Genomic DNA, 22,347 nt, shown 5'->3' with positions numbered 1-22,347 from the left:
GCAGCCCCGGCCCTTCCACCTGTCAGGTGGGCTCGACGTTCGACTCTGCGGAAGACGCGACGGCTGCCGGCGAAACGAGTCCGGCCTCGTCGAGCGCACGCCCGGTGAGCACCCGACCCAGTTCGATCATCTCGGCGGCACGGTGGAAGTCGAGACTGCGGCACGCGTTCCGGGGCACCCGAACATGCACGTCCGGTGGGTACGCGGCGAGTTGGTAGCGCGCCAACGTCGCCTGCATCACGTCGAGCGAACGGTTCATCACCGCGAACCGGCTGAACTTCGGGACTGCCACCGCGTCGCCCTCGACCACGGTTTGATCGCCGATCACCTGGCCGACCTGCTCATCCGACGGATCCGGGTCAGTGTGCGCGGCGCCGAACCGCCCGACGACCGACCGCACGATGTCCAGGTCACGCAGCTGTGCGGCGCTCCGGCGGAAGCGGGCCACCCATTCGTCCACCGGTCGCGAGTCCGCACTGACGTTCTCCGGGGCCAGGGAGCGACCGTCCCGATCCTCGGCACTCAGGCTGATCCCGACGGTCAGGTCGGCGCTCACGGAGACGAGCGGCGCCATCGGCAGAGGGTCGAGCACCCCACCGTCGGCGAGCACCCGGCCGTTGAGCACATACGGCGTGATGACACCGGGGATCGCGATCGACGCACGGATGGCCGCGTCGACGGGTCCTCGCTGGAACCACACCGACCGCCCCGCGGCGAGATCGGTGGCCACGGCTGTGTAGGGAATGGGAAGATCTTCGATGCGGATCTCGCCGAGCATTTCTCTGACCCGTTGCAGGATCTTCTCGGCGTGGATAGCTCCGGGTGCGGACACCGACAGGTCGAGAAGCCGCACGACGTCGAGCTGGGTCAGGCCGATCGCCCACCGGGTGAAGTCGTCGAGCTTGCCCGCGGCGTGGAGTCCACCCACCAGGGCACCCATCGACGATCCTGCGACGCCGACGATCTCGAACCCGCGCTCCTCGAGTACCTGGATCGCTCCGATGTGGGCGTACCCCCGTGCACCGCCGCTACCCAGAGCCAGCGCAACGCGCCTCGGTCCGGTCATCGGATGATCGTACGCGGACGAGAACTTCGGACCGTCAGGACAGACCGTTGTCGGGGAGCCGCAGGTCCGGCTTGTCGAGCTCCTCGATGTTCACGTCCTTGAACGTGATAACCCGGACATACTTCACGAAGCGCGCGGGACGGTACATGTCCCACACCCACGCATCGGACATCCGCAGCTCGAAGTAGATCTCTCCGTCCGCGTTGTGCGGCAGCAACTCCACCGAGTTGGCCAGATAGAACCGGCGCTCGGTCTCCACGACATAGGAGAACTGACCGACGATGTCCCGATATTCGCGGTAGAGCGACAGCTCCATCTCGGTTTCGTACTTCTCGAGATCCTCGGCACTCATCGGTCTCGGAGTCCTCCTGCTCTGGTGTGAATTGTCATCATCTCGCACTTCCGGAACTGTTATCCACTCGGTGTAGCAGCGCCGCGACGTTCGACCACGAGCGGCGGTGCTCCGGGCACGGGCCCAGCTTCTCGAGCGCCGTCAAGTGCGCGGGGGTGTTGTAACCCTTGTGGATCGCGAAACCGTAACCGGGATGTGTCTCGTCCATCGCGACCATCACCCGGTCACGAGACACCTTGGCCAGCACGCTCGCCGCCGCGATGCATGCCGCCGCGGCGTCGCCGCCGATCACCGGCAGCGACGGGGCCGGGAGCCCCGGGACTCGGAAGCCGTCGGTGAGAACGTAACCCGGGGTGGTCGAGAGGCCCGCGACGGCACGTCGCATGCCCTCGATGTTGGCTACGTGCACACCCATGCGGTCGACTTCCTCGGCCGGGAAAGACACGACGCTCCACGCCACTGCCAGCCGGGTGATGGCCGGGAACAGCTCTTCACGCGTGCGTTCGGTGAGCTTCTTCGAATCGTCGAGGCGCGCCAGCGCCGGATACGGCTTCGGCGCGAGCACGCAGGCCGCCACGACGAGCGGGCCCGCACACGCACCCCGGCCTGCCTCGTCGACACCGGCCACCGGCCCGAGGCCGCTGCGGACCAGGGCCGACTCCATCGTCCGCAGACCGGACGACCTGCGAATGACGATGCGTGGAGGCCAGGAAGTCACTTGCCCTGAATATCGGGTGAACTGATCGTGCCCATCCGCGACGGCGGCAACGCGATGAAGACCGCCCTACCGATCACGTTGTCGAGCGGGATGGTGCCTTGCATGTCGTCGCCCACGTGGTACCGCGAGTCCGCGGAGTTGCTGCGGTTGTCGCCCATCACCCAGAGGTGGCCGTCGGGGACGGTGACCGGGCCGAAGCAGCGCGCCGACTTCAGCGCCGTGTCGCAGGCCTGGGAGCCGGGGACGAACGGGAAGTCCATGACGACATAGGGCTCGTCGAGCGGTTTGCCGTCGACCAGGATGCGGCCCTGGTCGTCGCAGCATTCGACGGTCTGACCGCCGGTGGCGATCACACGCTTGACGAGGTCGTTCTCGTCCGGGGGGACGAGTCCGACGAGGGAACCGAGTTCCTGCGCACCGCGGATCACCACGTTGGAGGACCGGGTGGAGACGAAATCCTGCGACCACGAATCGGGACCGCGAAACACGATGACGTCACCCGGTTGCGGTTCACCGAAGCGGTAACCGATCTTCTCGACCACGATGCGGTCGCCGGTGCAGCCCGCGCACCCGTGCAGCGTCGGTTCCATCGATTCCGACGGAATGAGATACACCCGGGCGACGAACGTCTGCAACAAGAAGCTCAGAACGAGCGCGACCAGAATCAGGATCGGCAACTCGCGGAGGAAGGAGCGGGGCTTCTTCTCGGGCTCCGCCGCACCGCCGTTCACGGCGGAGGTGGCGGCCGAATCGCCGGTGGTCTCGGATTCCGACGACAATGCCCGCTCCTTCGAAGAATCTGTCACGAAATCAGATTAGCCCGGCACTGCGAGTACGCAGTGCCGGGCTCATCGGAAAGGTCAGCGCTTTTCCTTGATCTTGGCGGCCTTGCCACGCAGATCGCGGAGGTAGTACAGCTTGGCACGACGGACGTCACCGCGGGTGACGACCTCGATCTGCGCCAGGTTCGGGCTGTGGACCGGGAAGGTGCGCTCGACGCCGACACCGAAGGAGACCTTGCGGACGGTGAAGGTCTCGCGGACGCCGCCGCCCTGACGGCGGATCACGACGCCCTTGAAGACCTGCACACGCTCCTTCGAGCCTTCGATGACCTTGACGTGCACGTTGAGGGTGTCGCCGGGACGGAACTCGGGAATGTCGTCGCGGAGGGACTTCTTGTCCAGGAAATCGAGAGTGTTCATCGGTGTTCCATCCTTGCGTTTTCGCAGGAGCAGAGGAACCGAGCGGCACCTGGACGTTCGGAGAACACCGGTGCTCGTCTGGTTCGTGCCCAGATCAAGTATTGCTGCCTGGTCCAGGCAACCCGTCCATTGTGCCAGACGCCACCGGGTGAAGAGAAATCGGCGGTGGCGCCGCATGCACCACATGGTCGAGTTCGACCTCGGCCGCCACCCTGGCATGTTCCGCGGCTTCTTTCACGTGCTCCGCGCTAGGAGTCCCCGCGATGAAGTCCTGCACGAAGATCTTGGCCCGGATGACCGGCCGACGCCACTTCCGCTCCCGTTCGAGTGCCCGGAGCATCCGCTTCGGCTTTGCGGTGTAGCGCCACCGGGCCCACGGTGCGCTGGGCCGGCTCAATCGGAGCGCCCCGATCAGCAGGATCGGGAAGATGAACAGGCCGAGCAGCCCGGTCCAGATCTTCCCCTTCAGCAGCACCACCGCCGCGATGAGCAGGTTGATCACGGACGACAACGCGATCGCGACCCGCACCCAGGGATCCGGCGAATCCCGGAAGTCGGTGACGTTGATCAGTTCGAGCGGCCGGAGTCCGAGGAGCAGCAGCCCCGTCACCGCGATCGCCACGAACACGGCATCGACCGACGTCCGGCCCTCATCCGCCCAGTACACGTCCTGCAGGTAGAAGATCAGCGCGAACTCGTCCAGCACCAGCGCGGCGCCGATCCCGAAGAACGTGGCGAGGACGGCGCCGGTGGTCTGGGTGCCGTCCTCGTACACGGCGATGAGGGCGACTCCCGACATGAGCATCGTGACGACGCCGAACACCACGTGGTGGACGTGGTGCCCGCCGGGTTTCACGTTGCCCGGCCACCACGACACCTCCGCGCGGATCATCCGCACGCTCAGCCGGATGAACAGGAAAGCCGCGAGAAACCCGAGCAGGAAAAAGAGCAGAGGCAGGCGCCCGTGCCCGACGATTTCCCGATCCAGCCATTCGTACATCGGCATCCACTATCCCAGTAAAGAACTAGTCACTCCATCGAAAAGTGGAGGCTCGTGTCGGGATGGTGACCTCTTTACTTGCCGAACCCCGCCTTCCGCAGCGCGTCGGCCATCGAACCGCCGGGCGCCGGGCGGGAGTCACGCCCACGATCGCGTCCACCCTGCTGCGGCGGCTTGCCGCCGCGCTTATCCTGCGGTTGCCCGCCTCCCCGCCGATCCTGCCGCTGTCCGCCGCCGCGGGGACCGTCGTTCTTGCGGCCGGTCCCGACCTCGTCGTCGAGCCGCAGCGACAGCCCGATGCGCTGACGGGCCTCGTCGACCTCGAGGACCTTCACCTTCACGACGTCGCCCGACTTCACGACGTCCCGCGGGTCCTTGATGAAGTTGTGGGACATCGCGGACACGTGCACGAGGCCGTCCTGGTGAACGCCGATGTCGACGAACGCGCCGAACGCCGCCACGTTGGTGACGACACCCTCGAGGGTCATCCCCGGCTTCAGGTGCGACACCTTCTCGATGCCGGCCGCGAACGTGGCCGTCTTGAACTCGGGGCGGGGGTCGCGACCGGGCTTCTCGAGCTCACCGATGATGTCGGTGACCGTGGGGAGACCGAACCGGTCGTCGACGAAATCTGCCGGGTTCAGGCTGCGGAGCGCGGACGTGTTGCCGATGATCTCGCGCACGCCGGTGCCGCTGGCGCCGACGATCTTGCGCACCACCGGGTAGGCCTCGGGGTGGACGCTGGACGCGTCGAGCGGGTCGTCCCCGTTGGGGATGCGCAGGAAGCCGGCGCACTGCTCGAACGCCTTCGGACCGAGTCTCGCGACGTCCTTGAGTCCCTTGCGGCTGCGGAACGGGCCGTTCTGGTCCCGGTGCGCGACGATGCTCTCGGCCAGCGAACCGGCGATTCCGGACACGCGGGACAGCAGCGGCACCGACGCGGTATTCACGTCGACGCCGACCGCGTTCACCGCGTCCTCGACGACGGCACCGAGCGACCGTGCGAGCAGCGTCTCCGACACGTCGTGCTGGTACTGACCGACGCCGATCGACTTCGGGTCGATCTTCACCAGTTCGGCGAGGGGATCCTGCAGGCGGCGCGCGATGGAGACTGCTCCACGGATCGACACGTCGAGGTCGGGCAGCTCCGCCGAGGCGTACGCGGACGCCGAGTACACGGACGCGCCGGCCTCGGACACCACGATCTTCGTCAGGTTGGTGGCGCCCGACTTGGCGATCAGCTCGGTCGCAAGCGCATCCGTCTCGCGGGAGGCGGTGCCGTTCCCGATGGCGACGAGCTCCACGCCGTACTTGGCGACGAGACCGGCGAGGGTGGCCAGGGAGGCGTCCCACTTGTTCTGCGGCTGATGCGGATAGATCGTGTCGTGGGCCACCACCTTGCCGGTGGCGTCCACGACCGCGACTTTCGTGCCGGTCCGGAAACCGGGGTCGAGGCCCATCGTGGCGCGGGTACCGGCAGGCGCTGCCAGCAGCAGGTCGCGCAGGTTGTTGGCGAACACGTCGACGGCGTCCTTCTCCGCCGACTGTCGCAGGCGCATCCGAGTGTCGATGCCCAGCGTGACGATCATCTTGGTGCGCCACGCCCACCGCACGGTGTCGAGCAGCCACCGGTCGGCGGGCCTGCCGCGGTCGGCGATGCCGAACCGGCCGGCGATCCGGCCCTCGTAGACGGTGGGCTCGCCGGGGACGGGCTCCTCCGTGTCGGACGCCAGGGTGAGCGTGAGCACCTCTTCCTTCTCGCCGCGCAGCACCGCCAGGATCCGGTGGGACGGGAGCTTGCCGAACGGCTCGGAGAACTCGAAGTAGTCGGCGAACTTCGCGCCGTCGGTCTCCTTACCCTTGCGGACCGCGGACACCAGCTGCCCGCGGGTCCACATCAGCTCGCGGAGCTCACCCACCAGGTCGGCGTCTTCGGCGAAGCGCTCGACGAGGATCGCGCGCGCACCCTCAAGCTCTTCGGCCGTGTAGGACGCCGGATCGGTGGAAGGGTCGGTGATCAGTGCGTCAGCGACGGGTTCGTGACCGGCCTCGCGGGCGATCTGCGCCTTGGTGCGACGCTTCGGCTTGAACGGCAGGTAGATGTCCTCGAGGCGCGCCTTCGTGTCGGCCGTCATGATCTGCCCGCGCAGCTGGTCGTCGAGCTTGCCCTGCGAGTCGATCGACTCGAGCACGGCAACCCGGCGCTCGTCCAGTTCCCGCAGGTACCTCAGGCGTTCCTCGAGCTGGCGGAGCTGAGCGTCGTCGAGCGTTCCGGTGACTTCCTTGCGGTACCGGGCGATGAAGGGCACGGTGGCTCCACCGTCGAGGAGGTCCACGGCGGCCGCGACCTGTCCCTCCCGGACGTCGAGCTCCTCGGCAATGCGCTGGTTCACGGTCTTGAGAGTCACGGAAATGGACCCTACCGCTACTCTGAGACAATATCGCCGGCGGTGAGGCCGTCACGGAAATCTCGGGAGAATTTCATGTCCAGGCTGATCCGGTGCCTGACGGTCATGATCTTCCTGCTGGGTGCGCCGCTGGCCTGCACCATCCCCACCGAGACCAACTCGGTGGTCGACATCCCGGCGACGTCACCGGCCGTCGCGACCCCCGATCTCCTCCCGGCCGACGACCCGCCGGCGGGTGACGCCGTGACCGTGAGCCCCGAGCCGTTCCCCTCCGCGCGGGTCCCCGTCTCCGCACCCCTCGCCGAACGCATCTCGGCGGCGGTCGCGATGGCGGCCGCCGAGCGCGGCGCCGACGTGTCGATCGCCGTTCTGGACCACGCCACCGGCAGCTACCTGGAGGGCGCCGCCGCCGAACCAGTCGAAACGGCGTCGCTGGCCAAGCTGTTCATCGCCGCCCAGATGTATCATCTCGACGCGCTCGGTGAGCGGCCGCTGTCCGACTACGACCGTCTCCTCGTGACGCGGATGCTCCAATCCTCCGACGACGACGCGGCCAACACCCTCTGGGACGATCTCGGCGGCTCGGATCTCGTCGTCGACGTCGCCGGGCGGTACGGACTCGCGGCGACCACACCGCCCTGGGACGGGTTGTGGTGGAACACCGAGACGACCGCCGCCGACCTCGTGACGTTCTATGCCGGGCTTCTCGACGACCGCGACGGGCTGGGCCCGGGTCGCATCGCCGAGTTCGTCGGCTATCTGCGCTCGGCGACACCCGAGGCGATCGACGGTTACGACCAGCGGTTCGGCATCCCCGACGGGTTGCCCGGCGAGAGCGTCGTCGGGGTGAAGCAGGGTTGGATGTGCTGTGTGGGCGATCGGTGGATCCACGTGTCGACGGGGCTGATCGGCGAGGACAACCGTTACATCGTGGCCGTCGCGTCGCGGGAGGACATCCGGTACGAGGACGACGAGGAGTCGTACCCGGACACCGCGATCACGGACGTCACCGACGATTCCAGCGCCCGGCATGCACGAGACACGATAACCGGGTTCGTGAAGTCCCTGTTCCCGACCGGTGTCGTCGACGACTGGGCGCAGCCCCAGGGTTAGTGCCCGGGCGGGCCCGGAAATCGTTTCAGGGCAGCAGGTCCGGGCGGCGTTCGGCGGTGCGTTGCAGTGACTGCTCGTGTCGCCACGCAGCCACCTTCGCGTGATCACCCGACAGCAGGACGGGCGGGACGTCGAGTCCGCGCCACGTCGCCGGCCGCGTGTAGCTGGGCCCTTCGAGGAGGCCGTCGGAGAACGAATCCTCTTGGTGCGACTGCTGATTGCCAAGCACGCCGGGAATCAGGCGCACGAACGCCTCGGTCATCACCAGCACGGCCGCCTCACCCCCGATGAGGACGTAGTCGCCGATGCTCACTTCTTCGACGCGCACACGGCGGGCGGCGTCGTCGAACACGCGCTGATCGATGCCTTCGTAACGTCCGCAGGCGAAGACGATGTGCTTCTCCCCTGCCCAGCGCTCGGCGGTGGCCTGCGTGAAAGGGACACCGGCCGGTGTGGGGACGACCAGCAGAGTCTCCGAGTCGCCGTCACCCGCGGCGAGGACGTCGTCGAGCGCGGGCCCCCACACGGTGGGTTTCATGACCATCCCCGGCCCGCCGCCGTACGGCGAATCGTCGACGGCCTTGTGGACGTCGTGCGTCCAGTCCCGCAGATCGTGCACGTCGACGGAGATGAGGCCCTTGTCGATGGCCTTGCCGAGCAACGCCGCTCGAAGCGGTTCGAGGTATTCGGGGAAGATGGTGACCACGTCGAGACGCATGGCTACCGACTCACTTCCCGTCGGTGGATTCACCGAAGTCGGGATCGAGCAGCCCTTCCGGCGGATCGATCAGGGCGACACCGTCGGCGACGGACACCGACGTGACGATCGCGGCCACGAACGGGACGAGGAGTTCGCCGGACTGTTCGCCCGCCCGGCGGATCGAGAGCAATTCGCCTGCCGCGGAATGCAATACCTCGATGACGGTGCCCACCTCGGTGCCGTCCGCGAGGCGCACCGACAGTCCTTCGAGTTCGTGATCGTAGAACTCGTCGGGGTCGTCGGAGGGCTCGAGTTCGGCACTGTCGATGACGAACAACGTGCCCCGCAAGGCATCCGACGCGGTGCGATCCGACACACCCTCGAGGCGCAGCAGAAGCCGCCCGGAATGGTCCCGGGCGGCTTCCACGGTGTACGTGCTCACAGTCTGCTCGCGCGGCTTGTGCCCCCGCAGCACGGCACCGACGGCGAATCGATCCTGGGGTTCGTCGGTACGAACCTCGACCACGATCTCACCCTTGATGCCATGCGACTTGGCGACACGGCCGACGACGAGCTCCACTGTTGTAAAGCCTCTACTGATCGGTGTCGACGACGTCGACACGGATCCCGCGGCCACCGATACCGGAGACCAGCGTGCGCAGAGCGGTCGCGGTGCGACCACCGCGGCCGATGACCTTGCCGAGATCGTCAGGGTTGACGTGCACCTCGACAGTGCGCCCCCGACGCCCGGTGATCAGCTCGACACGAACGTCGTCGGGGTTGGCGACGATGCCACGAACGAGGTGCTCCACGGCATCGGCGACGACGGCACTCACTTGTCAGCAGCCTCGGACTCTGCAGCAGCCTCGGCGGGAGCTTCGGCAGCAGCCTCGGCGTCCTCGGCCTTCGCCTTCTTCTTCTTGGGCGTGATGGCCTCGCCGACGGGCTCGTTCTCGGCCTGCGCGAGCGCAGCCTGGAACAGCTCCAGCTTGGTGGGCTTGGCTTCCTTGACGCGGAGGGTGCCCTCGGCGCCCGGAAGGCCCTTGAACTTCTGCCAGTCACCGGTGATCTTGAGGATGGCCTCGACGGGCTCGGTGGGCTGGGCGCCGACGCCGAGCCAGTACTGGGCGCGCTCGGAGTCGACCTCGATCAGCGAGGGCTCTTCCTTGGGGTGGTACTTGCCGATGGTCTCGATCGCACGGCCGTTGCGGCGGGTGCGGGAGTCGGCGACGACGATGCGGTACTGCGGGTTCCGGATCTTGCCGAGCCGGGTGAGCTTGATCTTGACAGCCACTGCTGTACTTCTCCTTCAGTGCGCACACGAGTGTGCCCACATGTCACGTGCAATTCGGCGACGCGCAGGAATAGCGCGCCCGGTTTTGCCTCTAATCTGTGACCGCCGCGCGGTGCGTGACCGGATGCGACGAACAGCGGTTCATTCTGCCAGACGAACACCGTCAGGGGGAAACCAGGTCATCGGGTCTTGACGACGTTGCCCCGCAGCACCACGACATCGGGCGCGGCGAGGGCGTCGCTGCTCGCGCGCGGGTCGCTGCGGAAGACCAGCAGATCCGCGGACGCACCCGCTTCCACCCCCGGATGTCCGAGCCAGGTCCGCGCGTCCCAGCACGCGGCGCCGAGCGCCTCGGACGGGGTCAGTCCGACCGCCTTCAGTTCCTCGACCTCGTCGGCGATGCGTCCGTGGACGATCGATCCGCCCGCGTCGGTGCCGGCGTAGATCGGGATCCCCGCGTCGTGAGCGGCACCGATCGTGTCCTTCACCCGCGAGTGCAGGTCACGCATGTGCGCGGCGTAGAGCGGGAACCGCGAGGCGGACTCGGCGATGTCCGGGAACGTCGCGATGTTGATCAGCGTCGGGACGAGCGAGGTTCCGTGCGAGACCATCAGCTCGATCGTCTCGTCGGTGAGCCCGGTGCCGTGCTCGATGCAGTCGATTCCGGCGTTGATCAGGCCCGGAAGCGCATCCTCGGCGAAGACGTGCGCGGTGACGCGAGCCCCTTCGCGGTGCGCGGCCGCGATCGCCTCGACGAGGATGTCGTCGCTCCACAACGGCGCCAGGTCGCCCGCGGAGCGGTCGATCCAGTCGCCGACGAGCTTGACCCACCCGTCACCGGCCCTGGCCTGGCGCACCACCTCGTCGGGCAACTGCGACTCGTCCTCGAGATCGACCGGCAGTCCGCGGATATAGCGCTTGGGGGCCGCGATGTGCTGCCCGGCGCGGATGATCCTCGGCAGGTCGGGGCGGTCGTCGACGAACCGGGTGTCGACCGGCGAACCCGCGTCACGAATCAGCAGGACCCCGCAGTCGCGCTCGGTCTCCGCCTGCGCGATCAACCCCTCGGCGCTCTCGCCACCGCCGCCGCCGAACCTGATGCCGACGTGGCAGTGGGCGTCGACGAGACCGGGAACGATCCACCCGGATTCACACACGGTCTCGGCGCCGGGAACCGGTTCCGTCGAGATCACACCGTTGTCGACCCAGAATTCGACCGGCTGTTCGTCGGGCAGACCGGTGCCCCGGAAATGCAGCGCGCCCATCGGCTACTTCTTCGGCAGCTTCAGCTGGGACAGGTCGATGCCCTCGAGTCCAGGAGGCAATTCGTCCAGGCCCTTCGGCATGTTCGACAGGTCGGGCATCCCCGCGGGGAGACCTCCTGGCGGCATACCCGGAAACCCTCCGGGCAGGCCGCCGGGGAATCCTCCGCGCACCTTCGGCGGCGTCGGTCCTTTGCCACCTTTCTTGCCCTTCTTGCCCTTCTTGCTGCGCTGCGGCTTACGCGAACCGGGCATGCCCATACGCCCGGCCATCGCGGCCATCATCTTGCGGGCCTCGAAGAAACGGTCGACGAGCTGGTTGACGTCGGAGACCTTGACACCCGATCCGTTGGCGATCCGCAGCCTGCGGGACGCGTTGATGATCTTGGGATCGTCGCGCTCGGCGCGGGTCATACCGCGGATGATGGCCTGCACACGGTCGAGCTGCTTCTCGTCGACGTTCGCGAGAGCGTCCTTCATCTGCCCCGCACCCGGGAGCATGCCCAGGAGATTGCCGATGGGGCCCATCTTGCGAACGGCCATCATCTGCTCGAGGAAGTCTTCCAGCGTGAGCTGGCCGGAGCCTATCTTCTGTGCTGTGGCCTCGGCCTGCTCGGCGTCGAAGTGCTGCTCGGCAGCCTCGATCAGGCTGAGGACGTCACCCATGCCGAGAATGCGGCTTGCCATGCGGTCGGGGTGGAAGACGTCGAAGTCGTCGAGCTTCTCACCCGTGGACGCGAACAGGATGGGCTGCCCGGTGACCTCGCGGACGCTGAGCGCCGCACCACCGCGGGCGTCACCGTCGAGCTTCGTGAGCACGACGCCGGTGAATCCGACACCCTCACGGAACGCCTCGGCCGTGCTGACCGCGTCCTGACCGATCATCGCGTCGAGAACGAAGATCGTCTCGTCCGGGTTCACGGCGTCGCGGATACCCGCCGCCTGCGCCATCAGGTCGGCGTCGATACCCAGGCGACCCGCGGTGTCGACGATGACCACGTCGAACTGCTTGTTGCGGGCTTCCTCCACACCTGCGCGGGCCACCTCGATCGGGTCGGCCGCGGTGATGCCCAGCTCGTTGTCGCCGCCGCCGATGGACGTGCCGGGGTGCGGTGCGAACACCGTGGCTCCCGCGCGCTCACCGACGATCTGCAGCTGGGTGACGGCGCCGGGACGCTGCAGGTCGCAGGCCACGAGCAGCGGGGTGTGCCCCTGGTCGCGTAGCCACTTCGCGAGCTTGCCGGCGAGGGTCGTCTTACCGGAACCCTGGAGACCGGCGAGCATGATGACCGTCGGCGGCGTCTTGGCGAACGCCAGCCGGCGGGTCTCGCCACCGAGGATCCCGACGAGTTCCTCGTTGACGATCTTGACGACCTGCTGCGCCGGGTTCAGCGCCCCGGAGACCTCGACGCCCTTGGCGCGTTCCTTGATCTTGGCGATGAACGAGCGGACGACGGGCAGCGCGACGTCTGCCTCGAGCAGGGCCAACCGGATCTCACGGCAGGTGGCATCGATGTCGGCTCCGGAAAGGCGACCCTTGCCACGCAGATCCTTGAGGGCTCCGGTCAACCTGTCGGAAAGGGATTCGAACACCGAGTGCGCTCCTGAAGTCATGCGAGTGTGCGGTGGATATTCTCGGGCCCCAGCCTAGCCGCTCACGTCCTGTCGTTCATTCTCCCCCGCTGCCCTCCTGCTTCTTCGGCTTCGTGAGCGGAACGACGCCGAGGATCGCGCTCTCGACCTGTTCCCGGCTCGCCCGGGTGTCCCCGCCGCCGAGATCGAGGCAGAACGAGTCGATAACCGACGAACCCAGGGTGGTCACGCGCGCCCAGCGGACGTCGGCGCCGCACGTGTCGAACGCGTCGGCCAGCCTGGACAGCAGCCCCAGCCGGTCCTCGGCCCTGAGCTCGAGAATGATCTCGCCGGGTGACGCGGTGTCGAACCAGATGACCCGCGGCGGCGCCTGTGCGTACTGCACCGGCACCGCGGCTTCGCCCCGTTCCTCCACGGCAGCCACTCGCTGGCTCTCGCGAGCCTCCTCTTCCTTGGCCGTGAGCATCTCCAGCAGATTCAGCTCCCCCGCCAGCGCGCGGATCAGCTCCTGCCGCAGCAGACCCGCCTGCGGGGGGGCCCCGAACCTCGGGGACACGACGAACGAGTTGACCGCCGACCCCTCGGCGCTGCCCAGGGACGCGGAGTAGACCCGCAGGGAGTGCAGCGCGAGCACGCCCGCCGCCTTCGACAGCAGCCCCCGCTGGTCGGGGGCGATGACCGTCACCACATACGTGTGGGGACTGTCGGCGGGGACCAGTGCGACGTGCACGCCACCCGACGCCGCCAGCGCGACGTGTTCCGGATCGAGCGGATCGGGTGCGGGAAGCACCTCTCCCGCCATGACGAGGCGGCAGCGCCGCACGAGTTCCCCGATCAGTGACGACTTCCAGTCGCCCCACACACCGGGACCCGTCGCCAGTGAATCCGCCTCCGCCAGCGCGTGCAGCAACTCCAGCAGGACGCCGTCGCCGCCGAGCGCCTCCACGACCCGCTCGACCGTCTCGGGATCGTCGAGGTCACGCCGCGTCGCGGTGTGCGGCAGCAGCAGGTGGTGGCGCACGATCGCCGTCAGCAGCGCGACGTCCGAGGGCCACAATCCGAGGCGCTTACCGATCTGGGTGGCCAGTTCCGCGCCGACCACACTGTGGTCGCCGCCGCGACCCTTGCCGATGTCGTGCAGCAACGCACCGAGCATCAGCAGGTCCGGGCGGGCGACGCGGGTGGTGAACCTACTGGCGTAGGCGGCGGTCTCGACGAGATGACGGTCCACCGTCCACGTGTGCACGGCGTCCCGCGGCGGCAGGTCCCGGACGGCACCCCACTCGGGAAGTAGCCTGCCCCACAGCCCGGTCCGATCGAGAGCCTCGATCGCCGCGACGGCGCGGCTACCCGCGCCGAGCATCACCAGCAGATCGTTCAGCGCCTCCTTCGGCCACGGCTCGCGCAGCTCGGGGGCGTTGTCGGCCAGGCGATTCAGAGTGGACGCCGACATCGGCATACCCGTCGTCGCCGACGCCGACGCGACCCGCAGCACGAGGCCGGGGTCCTTCGCCGGCCGGGCGTCGCGTGCCAGCACCACTTCGCCGGCGTGCTCGACGACACCCTCGTCGAGCGGCCGCCGCACCGGTGGTCGGCGCAACCGCGCCAGGCCGCGCCGCGGCAGGGCGTGCCCGGCCGTCCGCACACCGACGTCGACGGAGTAGCTGATGGTGCGCGCGGCATCGCTGAGCATGCGCGCGAGGTCGAATCGATCGCCGATCCGCAGTGCGGCGCCGATCTCGTCGGCGTCCTGCGCCCGCAACTGATCGCGGGAGCGACCGGCGACCCGGTGCAGCTCGGTGCGGACGTCGAGCAGCCGGCGATGTGCGAGTGCCAATCCCCCGCCGGGCGACTCGGGACCGAGCCCCGGCATGCCGTCGGTGAGCTGCGCGATAGACAGCGCGTTGAGCAACTGTACGTCCCGCAGTCCACCGCGACCGCTCTTGAGGTCGGGCTCTGCGCGGTGGGCGATCTCGCCACTGCGTTCCCAGCGCGACCGCGTCTGCTCGATGAGGCCGTCGAAACGGTTGCGGATGTCGGTGCGCCACTGCCGGCGTACCCCACTGATGAGCAGATTTGTCAGCTCGACGTCGCCGACGATGTGACGCGCCTCGAGCATTCCCAGGGCCGCGGTGATGTCCGTGTCCGCCACCTGCAGTGCCTGAGGGATGGTGCGGACGCTGTGGTCGAGCTTGATGTGCGCGTCCCACAACGGATACCAGAGTTGGTCGGCCACCTGCGAGACGACCGCCGGATCCATGTCGTCGTGAAGCAGGAGGAGGTCGAGATCCGAGTACGGCAGGAGTTCCCGCCGGCCGAGCCCACCGACCGCGACGAGCGCGAAACCGCTGTCGGGCTTGATGCCCAGCTCGGCACCCTTTGTGGTCAACCAGAACTCGTGCAGGTCGACGAGTGCGTGACGCAGCGCAGCGGCGTCGAGCCGGCGCCCGTGACCTGCGGGATTCCTTGCGCCGGGGCCGGTCTCGGAACCCCCGGTGAGCAGTTGCCTGCGTGCGCGGGCCAGGTCCGCTGCTTCGTCCGATCCGCCTGACGCAACCGGCCCTGGTTCCGGCGCCTTGGCGACGGGACCAGGGCCGGTCTTACCGGACCCGTTGGGGTCAGAGCGCATCCGCGCCGCGTTCCCCGGTACGCACCCGGATGACCGACTCGACCGGTGAGACCCAGACCTTGCCGTCACCGATCTTGCCGGTGCGTGCCGCCTCGACGATCACCTCGACGACCTTGTCCACAGCAGCGTCGTCCACGACGACCTCGACCCGGACCTTAGGAACGAAATCGACCGAGTACTCGGCACCTCGGTAGACTTCGGTGTGGCCCTTCTGCCGGCCGTACCCCTGGACCTCGCTGACGGTCATCCCGAGGACGCCCGCCTGCTCGAGTCCGGTCTTCACGTCCTCCAGAGTGAACGGCTTGACAATTGCTGTGATCAGCTTCATTTCCTCATCCCTCCTTGCCGGATACACGAGCAGTTGCCGAGTTTCCGCCGAGAGCGGCGAAATCGTAGCCAGTTTCTGCGTGTTCCGACTCGTCCACTCCAAGTGATTCACCCTCGTCGCTGAGCCGCAGACCGATCGTGAACTTCACGATCAACGCGACGACGGCCGTACCGACGAGCGAGTAAAGCAGTACTGCTCCGGCGCCCACTGCCTGACGCCAGAGTTGGTCGAGGCCTCCACCATAGAACAGTCCGACAACACCCGCGGGCGCCTCAGCTGTTGCGACCAGGCCGACCATCAGCGTTCCGACGATGCCGCCGACGAGGTGAACACCGACGACGTCCAGCGAGTCGTCGAATCCGAAGCGGAACTTGAGTCCGACCGCGAGCGCGCAGAGTGCTCCTGCCACGACGCCGATGGCGAGTGCGCCGAGGACGTTCACCGAGGAGCAGGAAGGCGTGATGGCAACCAGGCCGGCCACGATTCCGGACGCCGCACCGAGTGTGGTGGCGTGGCCGTCGCGAATCCGCTCGACCAGGAGCCAGGCGAGCATGGCTGCGCACGTTCCGATGACGGTCGTGATGAAGGTTGCTCCGGCAATGCCGTTGGAACCGACGGCCGAACCGGCGTTGAAACCGAACCAGCCGAACCAGAGGAGGCCGGCGCCGAGCATCACGAAGGGCAGGTTGTGCGGCCGGAACGGGGTTCCCGGCCATCCCTTGCGCTTGCCGAGGATGATCGCGAGGACGAGACCGGCGGCGCCGGCGTTGATGTGGACAGCGGTACCACCCGCGAAGTCGACCGCGGCGAGCTTGTTGGCGATCCAGCCACCGGTCTCGGCGGTGACGCCGTCGAAGGCGAAGACCCAGTGCGCCACGGGGAAGTACACGACCGTCGCCCAGAGGCCGGCGAACAGCAGCCAGGGACCGAAGCGCAGGCGATCCGCCACGGCACCCGAGATGAGGGCGACGGTGATGATCGCGAACATTGCCTGGAACGCGACGAATACCGTCGCGGGGATGGTGCCGACGAGCGGGATCGCGGAATCGGCGATGACCGAACCGGCGTCGTCGGTCTCGGCCAGGTAGGACCCGCCGAACAGTCCCTTGAGCCCGAAGTACTGGAACGGATCACCGACAAGGTTCCCCTTGTCCTCGCCGAAGGCCATGGAGTAGCCGTAGAGAACCCACAGGATGCCGACGACACCCATCGCGCTGATGCTCATCATGAGCATGTTCAGCACGCTCTTGGCCCGCACCATGCCGCCGTAGAAGAACGCAAGACCCGGAGTCATGAGCAACACGAGCGCGGCGCTGGTCAGCATCCACGCTGTGTCCCCGGTGTCCGGTGCACCGATAGTGGGGAAATCCACCTTGAGCCTCCTCCTTCTCTGCCCAGCCGGTTGCGGCTGACGACCTGAGAAGAAGGGTGCTCAGTTGGTGTTTCGGCTGTGCCACTGCACTGTTTCGCGCGCGTGAACGCATCGGCCTATTTTGTTGCGTACACATTTCGCCAGGCGATTTGCGGTCGGTTTCATCCCCCCGGAGCCGTCCGGAACCCCGAGACGGCCGTCGGATCGCCTCGTCAGCCGAGCAACGCGTCGACGAAGGCGCCGGGCTCGAACGGCGCCAGATCGTCGGCGCCCTCGCCGAGTCCGACGAGCTTCACGGGAACCCCGAGTTCGTGCTGAACCTGGAACACGATGCCGCCCTTGGCGGTGCCGTCGAGCTTGGTGAGCACCACACCGGTGATGTCGACGACCTCGGCGAACACCCGCGCCTGCGCGAGGCCGTTCTGACCGATGGTCGCGTCGAGAACCAGAAGGACGTCGTCGACCGACGCCTTCTTCTCGAGGACCCGCTTGACCTTGCCGAGCTCGTCCATCAGTCCCGTCTTCGTGTGGAGCCGGCCGGCGGTATCGATCAGTACTACGTCGACGCCGTTGTCGATTCCCTTGGACACGGCATCGAACGCGACGGCCGCCGGATCTGCGGCCTCCTTCCCGCGCACCACCTCGGCGCCCACCCGCTCGGCCCACGTCTGCAGCTGGTCCGCTGCGGCGGCACGGAACGTGTCGGCGGCACCGAGCAGGACGCGCCTGCCGTCGGCCACGAGAACACGCGCGAGCTTGCCGGTGGTGGTGGTCTTGCCGGTGCCGTTTACGCCGACGACCAACAGGACCGCCGGGTGGTCGTCGTGCGGCAGGGCACGGATCGAGCGATCGAGTTCCGGCCGGAGTTCGGCGACCAGGACTTCGCGGAGCAGCGCGCGGGCGTCGGCCTCGGTGCGGACGCTGCGCGACGCCATCTGCTCACGCAGCGACGTGACGATCTTCGTGGTGGTCGCCGAGCCGAGGTCGGCGATGAGGAGGGTGTCCTCCACCTCTTCCCAGGAGTCTTCGTCGAGGTCGCCACCGCCGAGCAGTCCGAGCAGGCTCTTGCCCACCGCGGACTGTGAACGGGACAGCCGCCCACGCAGACGGTCGAGCCGTCCTTCGGTGGGAGCGATGACGTCGAGCACCGGCGCGGCGGGAGCCGGTTCGGGTTCGGGAGCGGGCGCGACCTCGGGTTCCGGTTCGACCTCGGGCGCGACGACCGGTTCGTAGGTGACCGGCTCCGGCGGGGCCGTGGGCTTCTCCGGAGCCTTCTCCGGCTCGGGGGCCTTCTCCGGCGCCGGGGGCGCGACCACCTCGGGTTCGGGCGCTACCACCTCGGGTTCGGGCGCTACCACCTCGGGTTCGGGCGCCGGCTTCGGCAGAACCGGCTCGGGCGCAGGCGGACGTGGCGGCGCCGTCGCCGTCGACCCCTGGCTGAAGTTGAACCCGCCGTCCGCCCGGTAACTGCCCGAGCGGTCCTTCTCCGCCGTGGTGACCTGCGGGGTGTCCGGCGCCTTCAGGGAGATCCGGCGACGCCGATACAGGAGGGACCCGACGACGAGAACGACGAGAAGTACGGCCAGTGCGGCCGCGATGGCAATCCAAGCTCCGGTAGTCACGCCGCCCATTGTTTCAGGCTCCGGATTTCGTCGCGCACTGCCTTCCCGCGCGCACAGTCCCGGCCCGGACCGGAATCAGGCGTCCGCGGCCGCCATGTCCTGGCCACGGAGCCGCTGGGAGATGACGGTGGTGATGCCGTCGCCGCGCATGCTGACGCCGTAGAGTGCGTCGGCCACCTCCATCGTCGGCTTCTGGTGGGTGATGACGATCAGCTGCGACTTCTCCCGCAACTGCTCGAACAACCCGATGAGACGACGCAGGTTCGTGTCGTCCAGCGCGGCCTCCACCTCGTCCATCACGTAGAAGGGGGACGGCCTGGCCCGGAAGATCGCCACGAGCATCGCCACCGCCGTCAGCGACTTCTCGCCACCGGACAGCAACGACAGCCGTTTGACCTTCTTGCCGGGCGGGCGGGCCTCCACCTCGATGCCGGTGGTCAGCATGTTCGACGGGTCGGTGAGCACCAACCTGCCCTCACCACCGGGGAACAGTTTCGCGAACACCTGCACGAATTCGCGTTCGACGTCCGAATAGGCCTCGGTGAACACCTGCAGGATGCGGGCATCGACGTCGGCCACCACCCCGAGGAGATCCTTGCGGGCGGTCTTCACGTCCTCGAGCTGTGTCGAGAGGAAGTTGTAGCGCTCCTCGAGCGCGGCGAACTCCTCGAGTGCCAACGGGTTGACCTTGCCGAGCGTCGCCAGGTCCTTCTCGGCACGCTTCGCGCGACGTTCCTGCGTGGCGCGGTCGTACGGGATCGGCGCGGGCATCGTGACCTGCTCGCCGCGCTCCTTCGCCTGCTCGTACTCCTCCATCTCGAGCGCGGACGGCGGCAGCGTGACATCGGGGCCGTATTCGGCGATCAGATCGTCCAGGCCGATCCCGTGCTGTTCGAGGATCGCCTCCTCGAGCTGCTCGATGCGCAGCGCGGCCTGGGCGCGAGCCACCTCGTCGCGGTGCACGGCGTCGGTGAGCGACGCCAGCTGTCCGGTCAGCTGGCGCACCCTTTCCTTCACCTGTTCGAGTTGGGTCGTGCGCTCGATGCGTGCCCGCGCGAGTTCGTCGCGGTGCGCCATCGCGGCGGCGACGACGTCGCCGAGGTGCTCGGCGACCCGCTGTCCGGACTCGGCGACCGCCGCCGCGACGGCGGCCGCGTTCTGGCGGGCCTTCATCGCACGTTCGGCCCGGGCGCGTGCGTCGCGTTCCACCTGGGCGGCGCGGCGCAGGGAGTCGGCTTTGCCGCGCACCGATTCGGCGCGCTCCTCGGCCGTGCGCACGGACAGCCGGGCTTCCACTTCCACGGCCCGCACTTCGGCCAGCGCCGCGGCCGCCATTTCACGATCGAAGCTCGTCGTATCGGATCCACCCGTGTCGGCACCGGCGGGCGACCCGTCCTGTTCCGCCAGGCGCAGCCGTTCCTCGAGTTCGGCGAGCGCGGTCAGTGTGTCCTCGCGACCGCTCTCGGCCTTCTCCCGCTGCGCCATGAGCCGATCGGATTCGGCGTGTGCGGCCCGCGCGGCCTGGCCGAGGCGGCCGAGGCGCTCGTAGATGGCGGACATCGCGGCGTCGGACTCGTTCAGCGCGGCCAATGCCTGCTCGGCGTTCTCCTGGCGGTCGGCCTGTTCCGCGACCGCGCCGGACAGTGCCGCGGACAGTTCCTCGGCGCGACGTTCGGCGCGGGCCAGATCCTGCACCGAGTTGTCGATGGCAGCCTGGACCTCGAGGGTGCTCGGCTGACGGTCCGACCCGCCACTCATCCAGCCGGCTCCGAGGAGATCTCCGTCGCGGGTGACCGCGCGCACGTCGGGCCTGCGCCGGACGGTCTCGACGGCGTCGTCGATGGACTCGACCACGACCACTCCGCCCAGGAGCGCCGCGAGCCCGGTCCGCAGTTCGGCGGGGCACTCGATGACGTCGACGGCCCACCGGGCGCCGGAGTCCAGGTGCCCGCCGTTCGGTGCGACCTGATCGGTTCCGATGAACAGGGACGCCCGTCCGCTGTCCGTCTCCTTCAGCGCACCGACTGCGCTGCGGGCGGCGTCGATGGATTCGGCGACGACGGCGTCCGCGGCGGGGCCCATCGCCGCCGCGACCGCGCCCTCGTACCCCTTCTCCACGGTGATGAGGCCACCGATCGGTCCCCGGATACCGTGCTCGCCCCGATTCTCGACGAGCCAGCCGGCGCCGTCCTTACGTTCGAGGCCCATCGACAGCGCGTCGATCCGGGCACGCAGGGATGCCACTTCCTGCCCGGCGGCGCGCTCCTCGGCCTGGAGTTCCGTGACGCGTTCGGTGATCAGGCGCAGCGCCTCGACGGCACGCTCGTGGTGGGAATCCAGCCCGAGCTCGCCGGCGTCGAGGTCACCGATTTCGTCCTGGACGACCTCGAACTCGGACTGCGCCGCGTCGCCGCGCTGACGGGCCTCTTCGATCGCGACGGTCAGCCGGGACACTTCGGCGTCGACGGAGTCGGCGCGGGTGCGCAGCGTGTCGACCTGCCCGGACAGCCGGGCCAGGCCTTCACGGCGGTCGGCGATCGCCCGGACCGCCGCCATGTGAGCCCGTTCCGCCTCGGCGGCGGTCTCCTCCCCCAGTGCCAGCTGCTCCTTGGCCGCGTCCAGCGCCGCGCGCGCCATCTCGACGGCTTCGACGAGCTCCATTTCCTCCGCCGCGATCCGGTCGGCGCGGGCCTCCATCTCGTCCGGGTCCTGACCGCGGTTCGCGGAGGGCTCGGAGTCGAGGTGGCGCGCCCGCTCGCGGGCGATGCGGATGGTCGCGTTGACGCGCTCCGCGAGTGCCGACAGCTGGAACCACGTCTGCGCGGCCGCTTCCGCACCCGGTGTGAGCCTCGACAGTTCCTGCTCGTGCCGTCCCAGCTCCAGATTGGACTCGTCGAGGGCCTCGGTGACCTGGTCGTGCTGCTCGCGCGCGACCTTCTCGTCCTGCGCCTGGTTGGCCAGGTCCTCGCGTCGCGTGACCAGGTCGTCGGCGGCGAGCCGCAGCTTCGCGTCGCGGAGGTCGGCCTGCACGGTCTGGGCGCGGCGCGCCACCTCGGCCTGCCGTCCGAGTGGTTTGAGCTGGCGCCGCAGTTCCGCCGTGAGGTCGTTCAGGCGTGCCAGGTTGGCCTGCATCGCGTCGAGTTTGCGGACCGCCTTTTCCTTGCGTTTGCGGTGCTTGAGGACGCCGGCCGCTTCCTCGATGAACGCGCGCCGGTCCTCCGGACGTGATTCGAGGATGGCGGCGAGGCGGCCCTGACCGACGATCACGTGCATCTCCCGGCCGATGCCGGAGTCGCTGAGCAGTTCCTGCACGTCCATCAGCCGGCACGAGCTGCCGTTGATCTCGTATTCGCCGGCGCCGTCGCGGAACATGCGCCGGGTGATCGACACCTCGGAGTAGTCGATCGGCAGGGCGCCGTCGGAGTTGTCGATGGTCAGTGTGACCTCGGCGCGCCCGAGGGGCGCCCGCCCGGCGGTGCCGGCGAAGATGACGTCTTCCATCTTGCCGCCGCGCAGGGCCTTCGCTCCCTGCTCCCCCATCACCCACGTGAGCGCGTCGACGACGTTGGACTTACCCGACCCGTTGGGCCCCACGACACAGGTGATTCCCGGCTCGAATCGCAGAGTCGTTGCGGACGCAAAGGATTTGAATCCCTTCAGCGTCAGACTCTTCAGATGCATGACGGAG

At 68.2% G+C, this 22,347-nt stretch carries 19 protein-coding genes; 1 reads left to right on the top strand and 18 read right to left on the bottom strand.

The features are described 5' to 3' along the window. Positions 1–22: 22 nt before the first annotated feature. The 7 genes from ACFWAY_RS11740 to ACFWAY_RS11710 form a co-directional block, all read right to left on the bottom strand. Complete coding sequence (locus ACFWAY_RS11740; RefSeq protein ID WP_378510718.1) at positions 23–1,066, bottom strand: patatin-like phospholipase family protein; 1,044 nt, start codon at positions 1,064–1,066, stop codon at positions 23–25. Between the two features lie 34 nt (positions 1,067–1,100). Further along, entirely contained in the window at positions 1,101–1,418 is a 318-nt protein-coding gene (locus ACFWAY_RS11735; protein WP_005240496.1) for a DUF2469 domain-containing protein, read from the bottom strand. Positions 1,419–1,455: 37 nt separating this feature from the next. Further along, positions 1,456–2,136, bottom strand: a complete 681-nt coding sequence (locus ACFWAY_RS11730) for a ribonuclease HII (RefSeq protein WP_378450229.1) — start codon at positions 2,134–2,136, stop codon at positions 1,456–1,458. Continuing rightward, positions 2,133–2,915 (bottom strand): signal peptidase I, encoded by a 783-nt coding sequence (lepB, locus tag ACFWAY_RS11725; protein WP_378450403.1) that lies wholly within the window; start codon positions 2,913–2,915, stop codon positions 2,133–2,135. Before lepB ends, ACFWAY_RS11730 begins: the two co-directional genes overlap by 4 nt. Before the next feature lie 81 nt (positions 2,916–2,996). Beyond that, positions 2,997–3,338 (bottom strand): 50S ribosomal protein L19, encoded by a 342-nt coding sequence (rplS, locus tag ACFWAY_RS11720; RefSeq protein ID WP_005240490.1) that lies wholly within the window; start codon positions 3,336–3,338, stop codon positions 2,997–2,999. A 94-nt stretch (positions 3,339–3,432) separates the two neighbouring features. Next, entirely contained in the window at positions 3,433–4,338 is a 906-nt protein-coding gene (locus ACFWAY_RS11715; RefSeq protein ID WP_378450402.1) for a hypothetical protein, read from the bottom strand. A 74-nt stretch (positions 4,339–4,412) separates the two neighbouring features. Continuing rightward, a complete protein-coding gene (locus ACFWAY_RS11710) occupies positions 4,413–6,746 on the bottom strand; it encodes a Tex family protein (protein ID WP_378510717.1) in 2,334 nt (777 codons plus the stop codon). Between the two features lie 75 nt (positions 6,747–6,821). Here ACFWAY_RS11710 and ACFWAY_RS11705 point away from each other — a divergent pair, with 75 nt between their 5' ends. After that, positions 6,822–7,859, top strand: a complete 1,038-nt coding sequence (locus tag ACFWAY_RS11705; RefSeq protein WP_378510716.1) for a serine hydrolase — start codon at positions 6,822–6,824, stop codon at positions 7,857–7,859. Between the two features lie 25 nt (positions 7,860–7,884). Here ACFWAY_RS11705 and trmD read toward each other — a convergent pair whose 3' ends face one another. The 11 genes from trmD to smc all read right to left on the bottom strand — a co-directional run bounded on the left by trmD (position 7,885) and on the right by smc (position 22,340). Further along, complete coding sequence (gene trmD, locus ACFWAY_RS11700; RefSeq protein WP_378510715.1) at positions 7,885–8,577, bottom strand: tRNA (guanosine(37)-N1)-methyltransferase TrmD; 693 nt, start codon at positions 8,575–8,577, stop codon at positions 7,885–7,887. 10 nt (positions 8,578–8,587) lie between these two features. Continuing rightward, positions 8,588–9,139, bottom strand: coding sequence for a ribosome maturation factor RimM (gene rimM / locus ACFWAY_RS11695; RefSeq protein WP_378510714.1), 552 nt, complete (start codon positions 9,137–9,139; stop codon positions 8,588–8,590). 13 nt (positions 9,140–9,152) lie between these two features. After that, positions 9,153–9,395, bottom strand: a complete 243-nt coding sequence (locus ACFWAY_RS11690) for an RNA-binding protein (protein ID WP_005240479.1) — start codon at positions 9,393–9,395, stop codon at positions 9,153–9,155. Continuing rightward, positions 9,392–9,853 carry a 30S ribosomal protein S16 gene (rpsP, locus tag ACFWAY_RS11685; protein ID WP_378450224.1) on the bottom strand — a complete coding sequence of 154 codons (462 nt, stop codon included), beginning with the start codon at positions 9,851–9,853 and terminating at the stop codon, positions 9,392–9,394. The genes ACFWAY_RS11690 and rpsP overlap by 4 nt, the downstream gene beginning before the upstream one ends. Before the next feature lie 179 nt (positions 9,854–10,032). Next, positions 10,033–11,118, bottom strand: coding sequence for an amidohydrolase family protein (locus ACFWAY_RS11680; RefSeq protein WP_378510713.1), 1,086 nt, complete (start codon positions 11,116–11,118; stop codon positions 10,033–10,035). Between the two features lie 3 nt (positions 11,119–11,121). Continuing rightward, positions 11,122–12,708 carry a signal recognition particle protein gene (gene ffh / locus ACFWAY_RS11675; RefSeq protein WP_378450222.1) on the bottom strand — a complete coding sequence of 529 codons (1,587 nt, stop codon included), beginning with the start codon at positions 12,706–12,708 and terminating at the stop codon, positions 11,122–11,124. Between the two features lie 76 nt (positions 12,709–12,784). Continuing rightward, positions 12,785–15,337 carry a [protein-PII] uridylyltransferase gene (locus ACFWAY_RS11670; RefSeq protein WP_378510712.1) on the bottom strand — a complete coding sequence of 851 codons (2,553 nt, stop codon included), beginning with the start codon at positions 15,335–15,337 and terminating at the stop codon, positions 12,785–12,787. Continuing rightward, on the bottom strand, positions 15,327–15,665 hold the full coding sequence (locus tag ACFWAY_RS11665; protein ID WP_005240467.1) for a P-II family nitrogen regulator: 339 nt from the start codon (positions 15,663–15,665) through the stop codon (positions 15,327–15,329). The genes ACFWAY_RS11670 and ACFWAY_RS11665 overlap by 11 nt, the downstream gene beginning before the upstream one ends. A gap of 4 nt (positions 15,666–15,669) precedes the next feature. Next, positions 15,670–16,989 carry an ammonium transporter gene (locus ACFWAY_RS11660; RefSeq protein WP_210752954.1) on the bottom strand — a complete coding sequence of 440 codons (1,320 nt, stop codon included), beginning with the start codon at positions 16,987–16,989 and terminating at the stop codon, positions 15,670–15,672. A gap of 260 nt (positions 16,990–17,249) precedes the next feature. Then, on the bottom strand, positions 17,250–18,668 hold the full coding sequence (gene ftsY / locus ACFWAY_RS11655; RefSeq protein WP_378510711.1) for a signal recognition particle-docking protein FtsY: 1,419 nt from the start codon (positions 18,666–18,668) through the stop codon (positions 17,250–17,252). 66 nt (positions 18,669–18,734) lie between these two features. Then, the gene (smc, locus tag ACFWAY_RS11650) at positions 18,735–22,340 is read right to left on the bottom strand and encodes a chromosome segregation protein SMC (RefSeq protein WP_378510710.1); all 3,606 of its coding nucleotides are present in this window, start codon (positions 22,338–22,340) and stop codon (positions 18,735–18,737) included. Between the last annotated feature and the right edge of the window lie 7 nt (positions 22,341–22,347).

The sequence above is a fragment of the Rhodococcus sp. NPDC059968 genome, assembly GCF_042738615.1.
GTDB lineage: Bacteria > Actinomycetota > Actinomycetes > Mycobacteriales > Mycobacteriaceae > Rhodococcus_F.
Note: the sequence above shows the minus strand (reverse complement) of the source record. Positions and strands in the feature narration are given on the sequence as shown.

Excerpts from the sequence above, each read along its gene's own strand:
- ACFWAY_RS11740 (WP_378510718.1), bottom strand. The coding sequence starts at position 1,066 with ATGACCGGACCGAGGCGCGTTGCGCTGGCTCTGGGTAGCGGCGGTGCA.
- ACFWAY_RS11735 (WP_005240496.1), bottom strand. The coding sequence starts at position 1,418 with ATGAGTGCCGAGGATCTCGAGAAGTACGAAACCGAGATGGAGCTGTCG.
- rplS (WP_005240490.1), bottom strand. The coding sequence starts at position 3,338 with ATGAACACTCTCGATTTCCTGGACAAGAAGTCCCTCCGCGACGACATT.
- ACFWAY_RS11715 (WP_378450402.1), bottom strand. The coding sequence starts at position 4,338 with ATGTACGAATGGCTGGATCGGGAAATCGTCGGGCACGGGCGCCTGCCT.
- ACFWAY_RS11705 (WP_378510716.1), top strand. The coding sequence starts at position 6,822 with ATGTCCAGGCTGATCCGGTGCCTGACGGTCATGATCTTCCTGCTGGGT.
- trmD (WP_378510715.1), bottom strand. The coding sequence starts at position 8,577 with ATGCGTCTCGACGTGGTCACCATCTTCCCCGAATACCTCGAACCGCTT.
- ACFWAY_RS11680 (WP_378510713.1), bottom strand. The coding sequence starts at position 11,118 with ATGGGCGCGCTGCATTTCCGGGGCACCGGTCTGCCCGACGAACAGCCG.
- ACFWAY_RS11670 (WP_378510712.1), bottom strand. The coding sequence starts at position 15,337 with ATGCGCTCTGACCCCAACGGGTCCGGTAAGACCGGCCCTGGTCCCGTC.
- ACFWAY_RS11665 (WP_005240467.1), bottom strand. The coding sequence starts at position 15,665 with ATGAAGCTGATCACAGCAATTGTCAAGCCGTTCACTCTGGAGGACGTG.
- ACFWAY_RS11660 (WP_210752954.1), bottom strand. The coding sequence starts at position 16,989 with ATGCTGACCAGCGCCGCGCTCGTGTTGCTCATGACTCCGGGTCTTGCG.
- ftsY (WP_378510711.1), bottom strand. The coding sequence starts at position 18,668 with ATGGGCGGCGTGACTACCGGAGCTTGGATTGCCATCGCGGCCGCACTG.
- smc (WP_378510710.1), bottom strand. The coding sequence starts at position 22,340 with ATGCATCTGAAGAGTCTGACGCTGAAGGGATTCAAATCCTTTGCGTCC.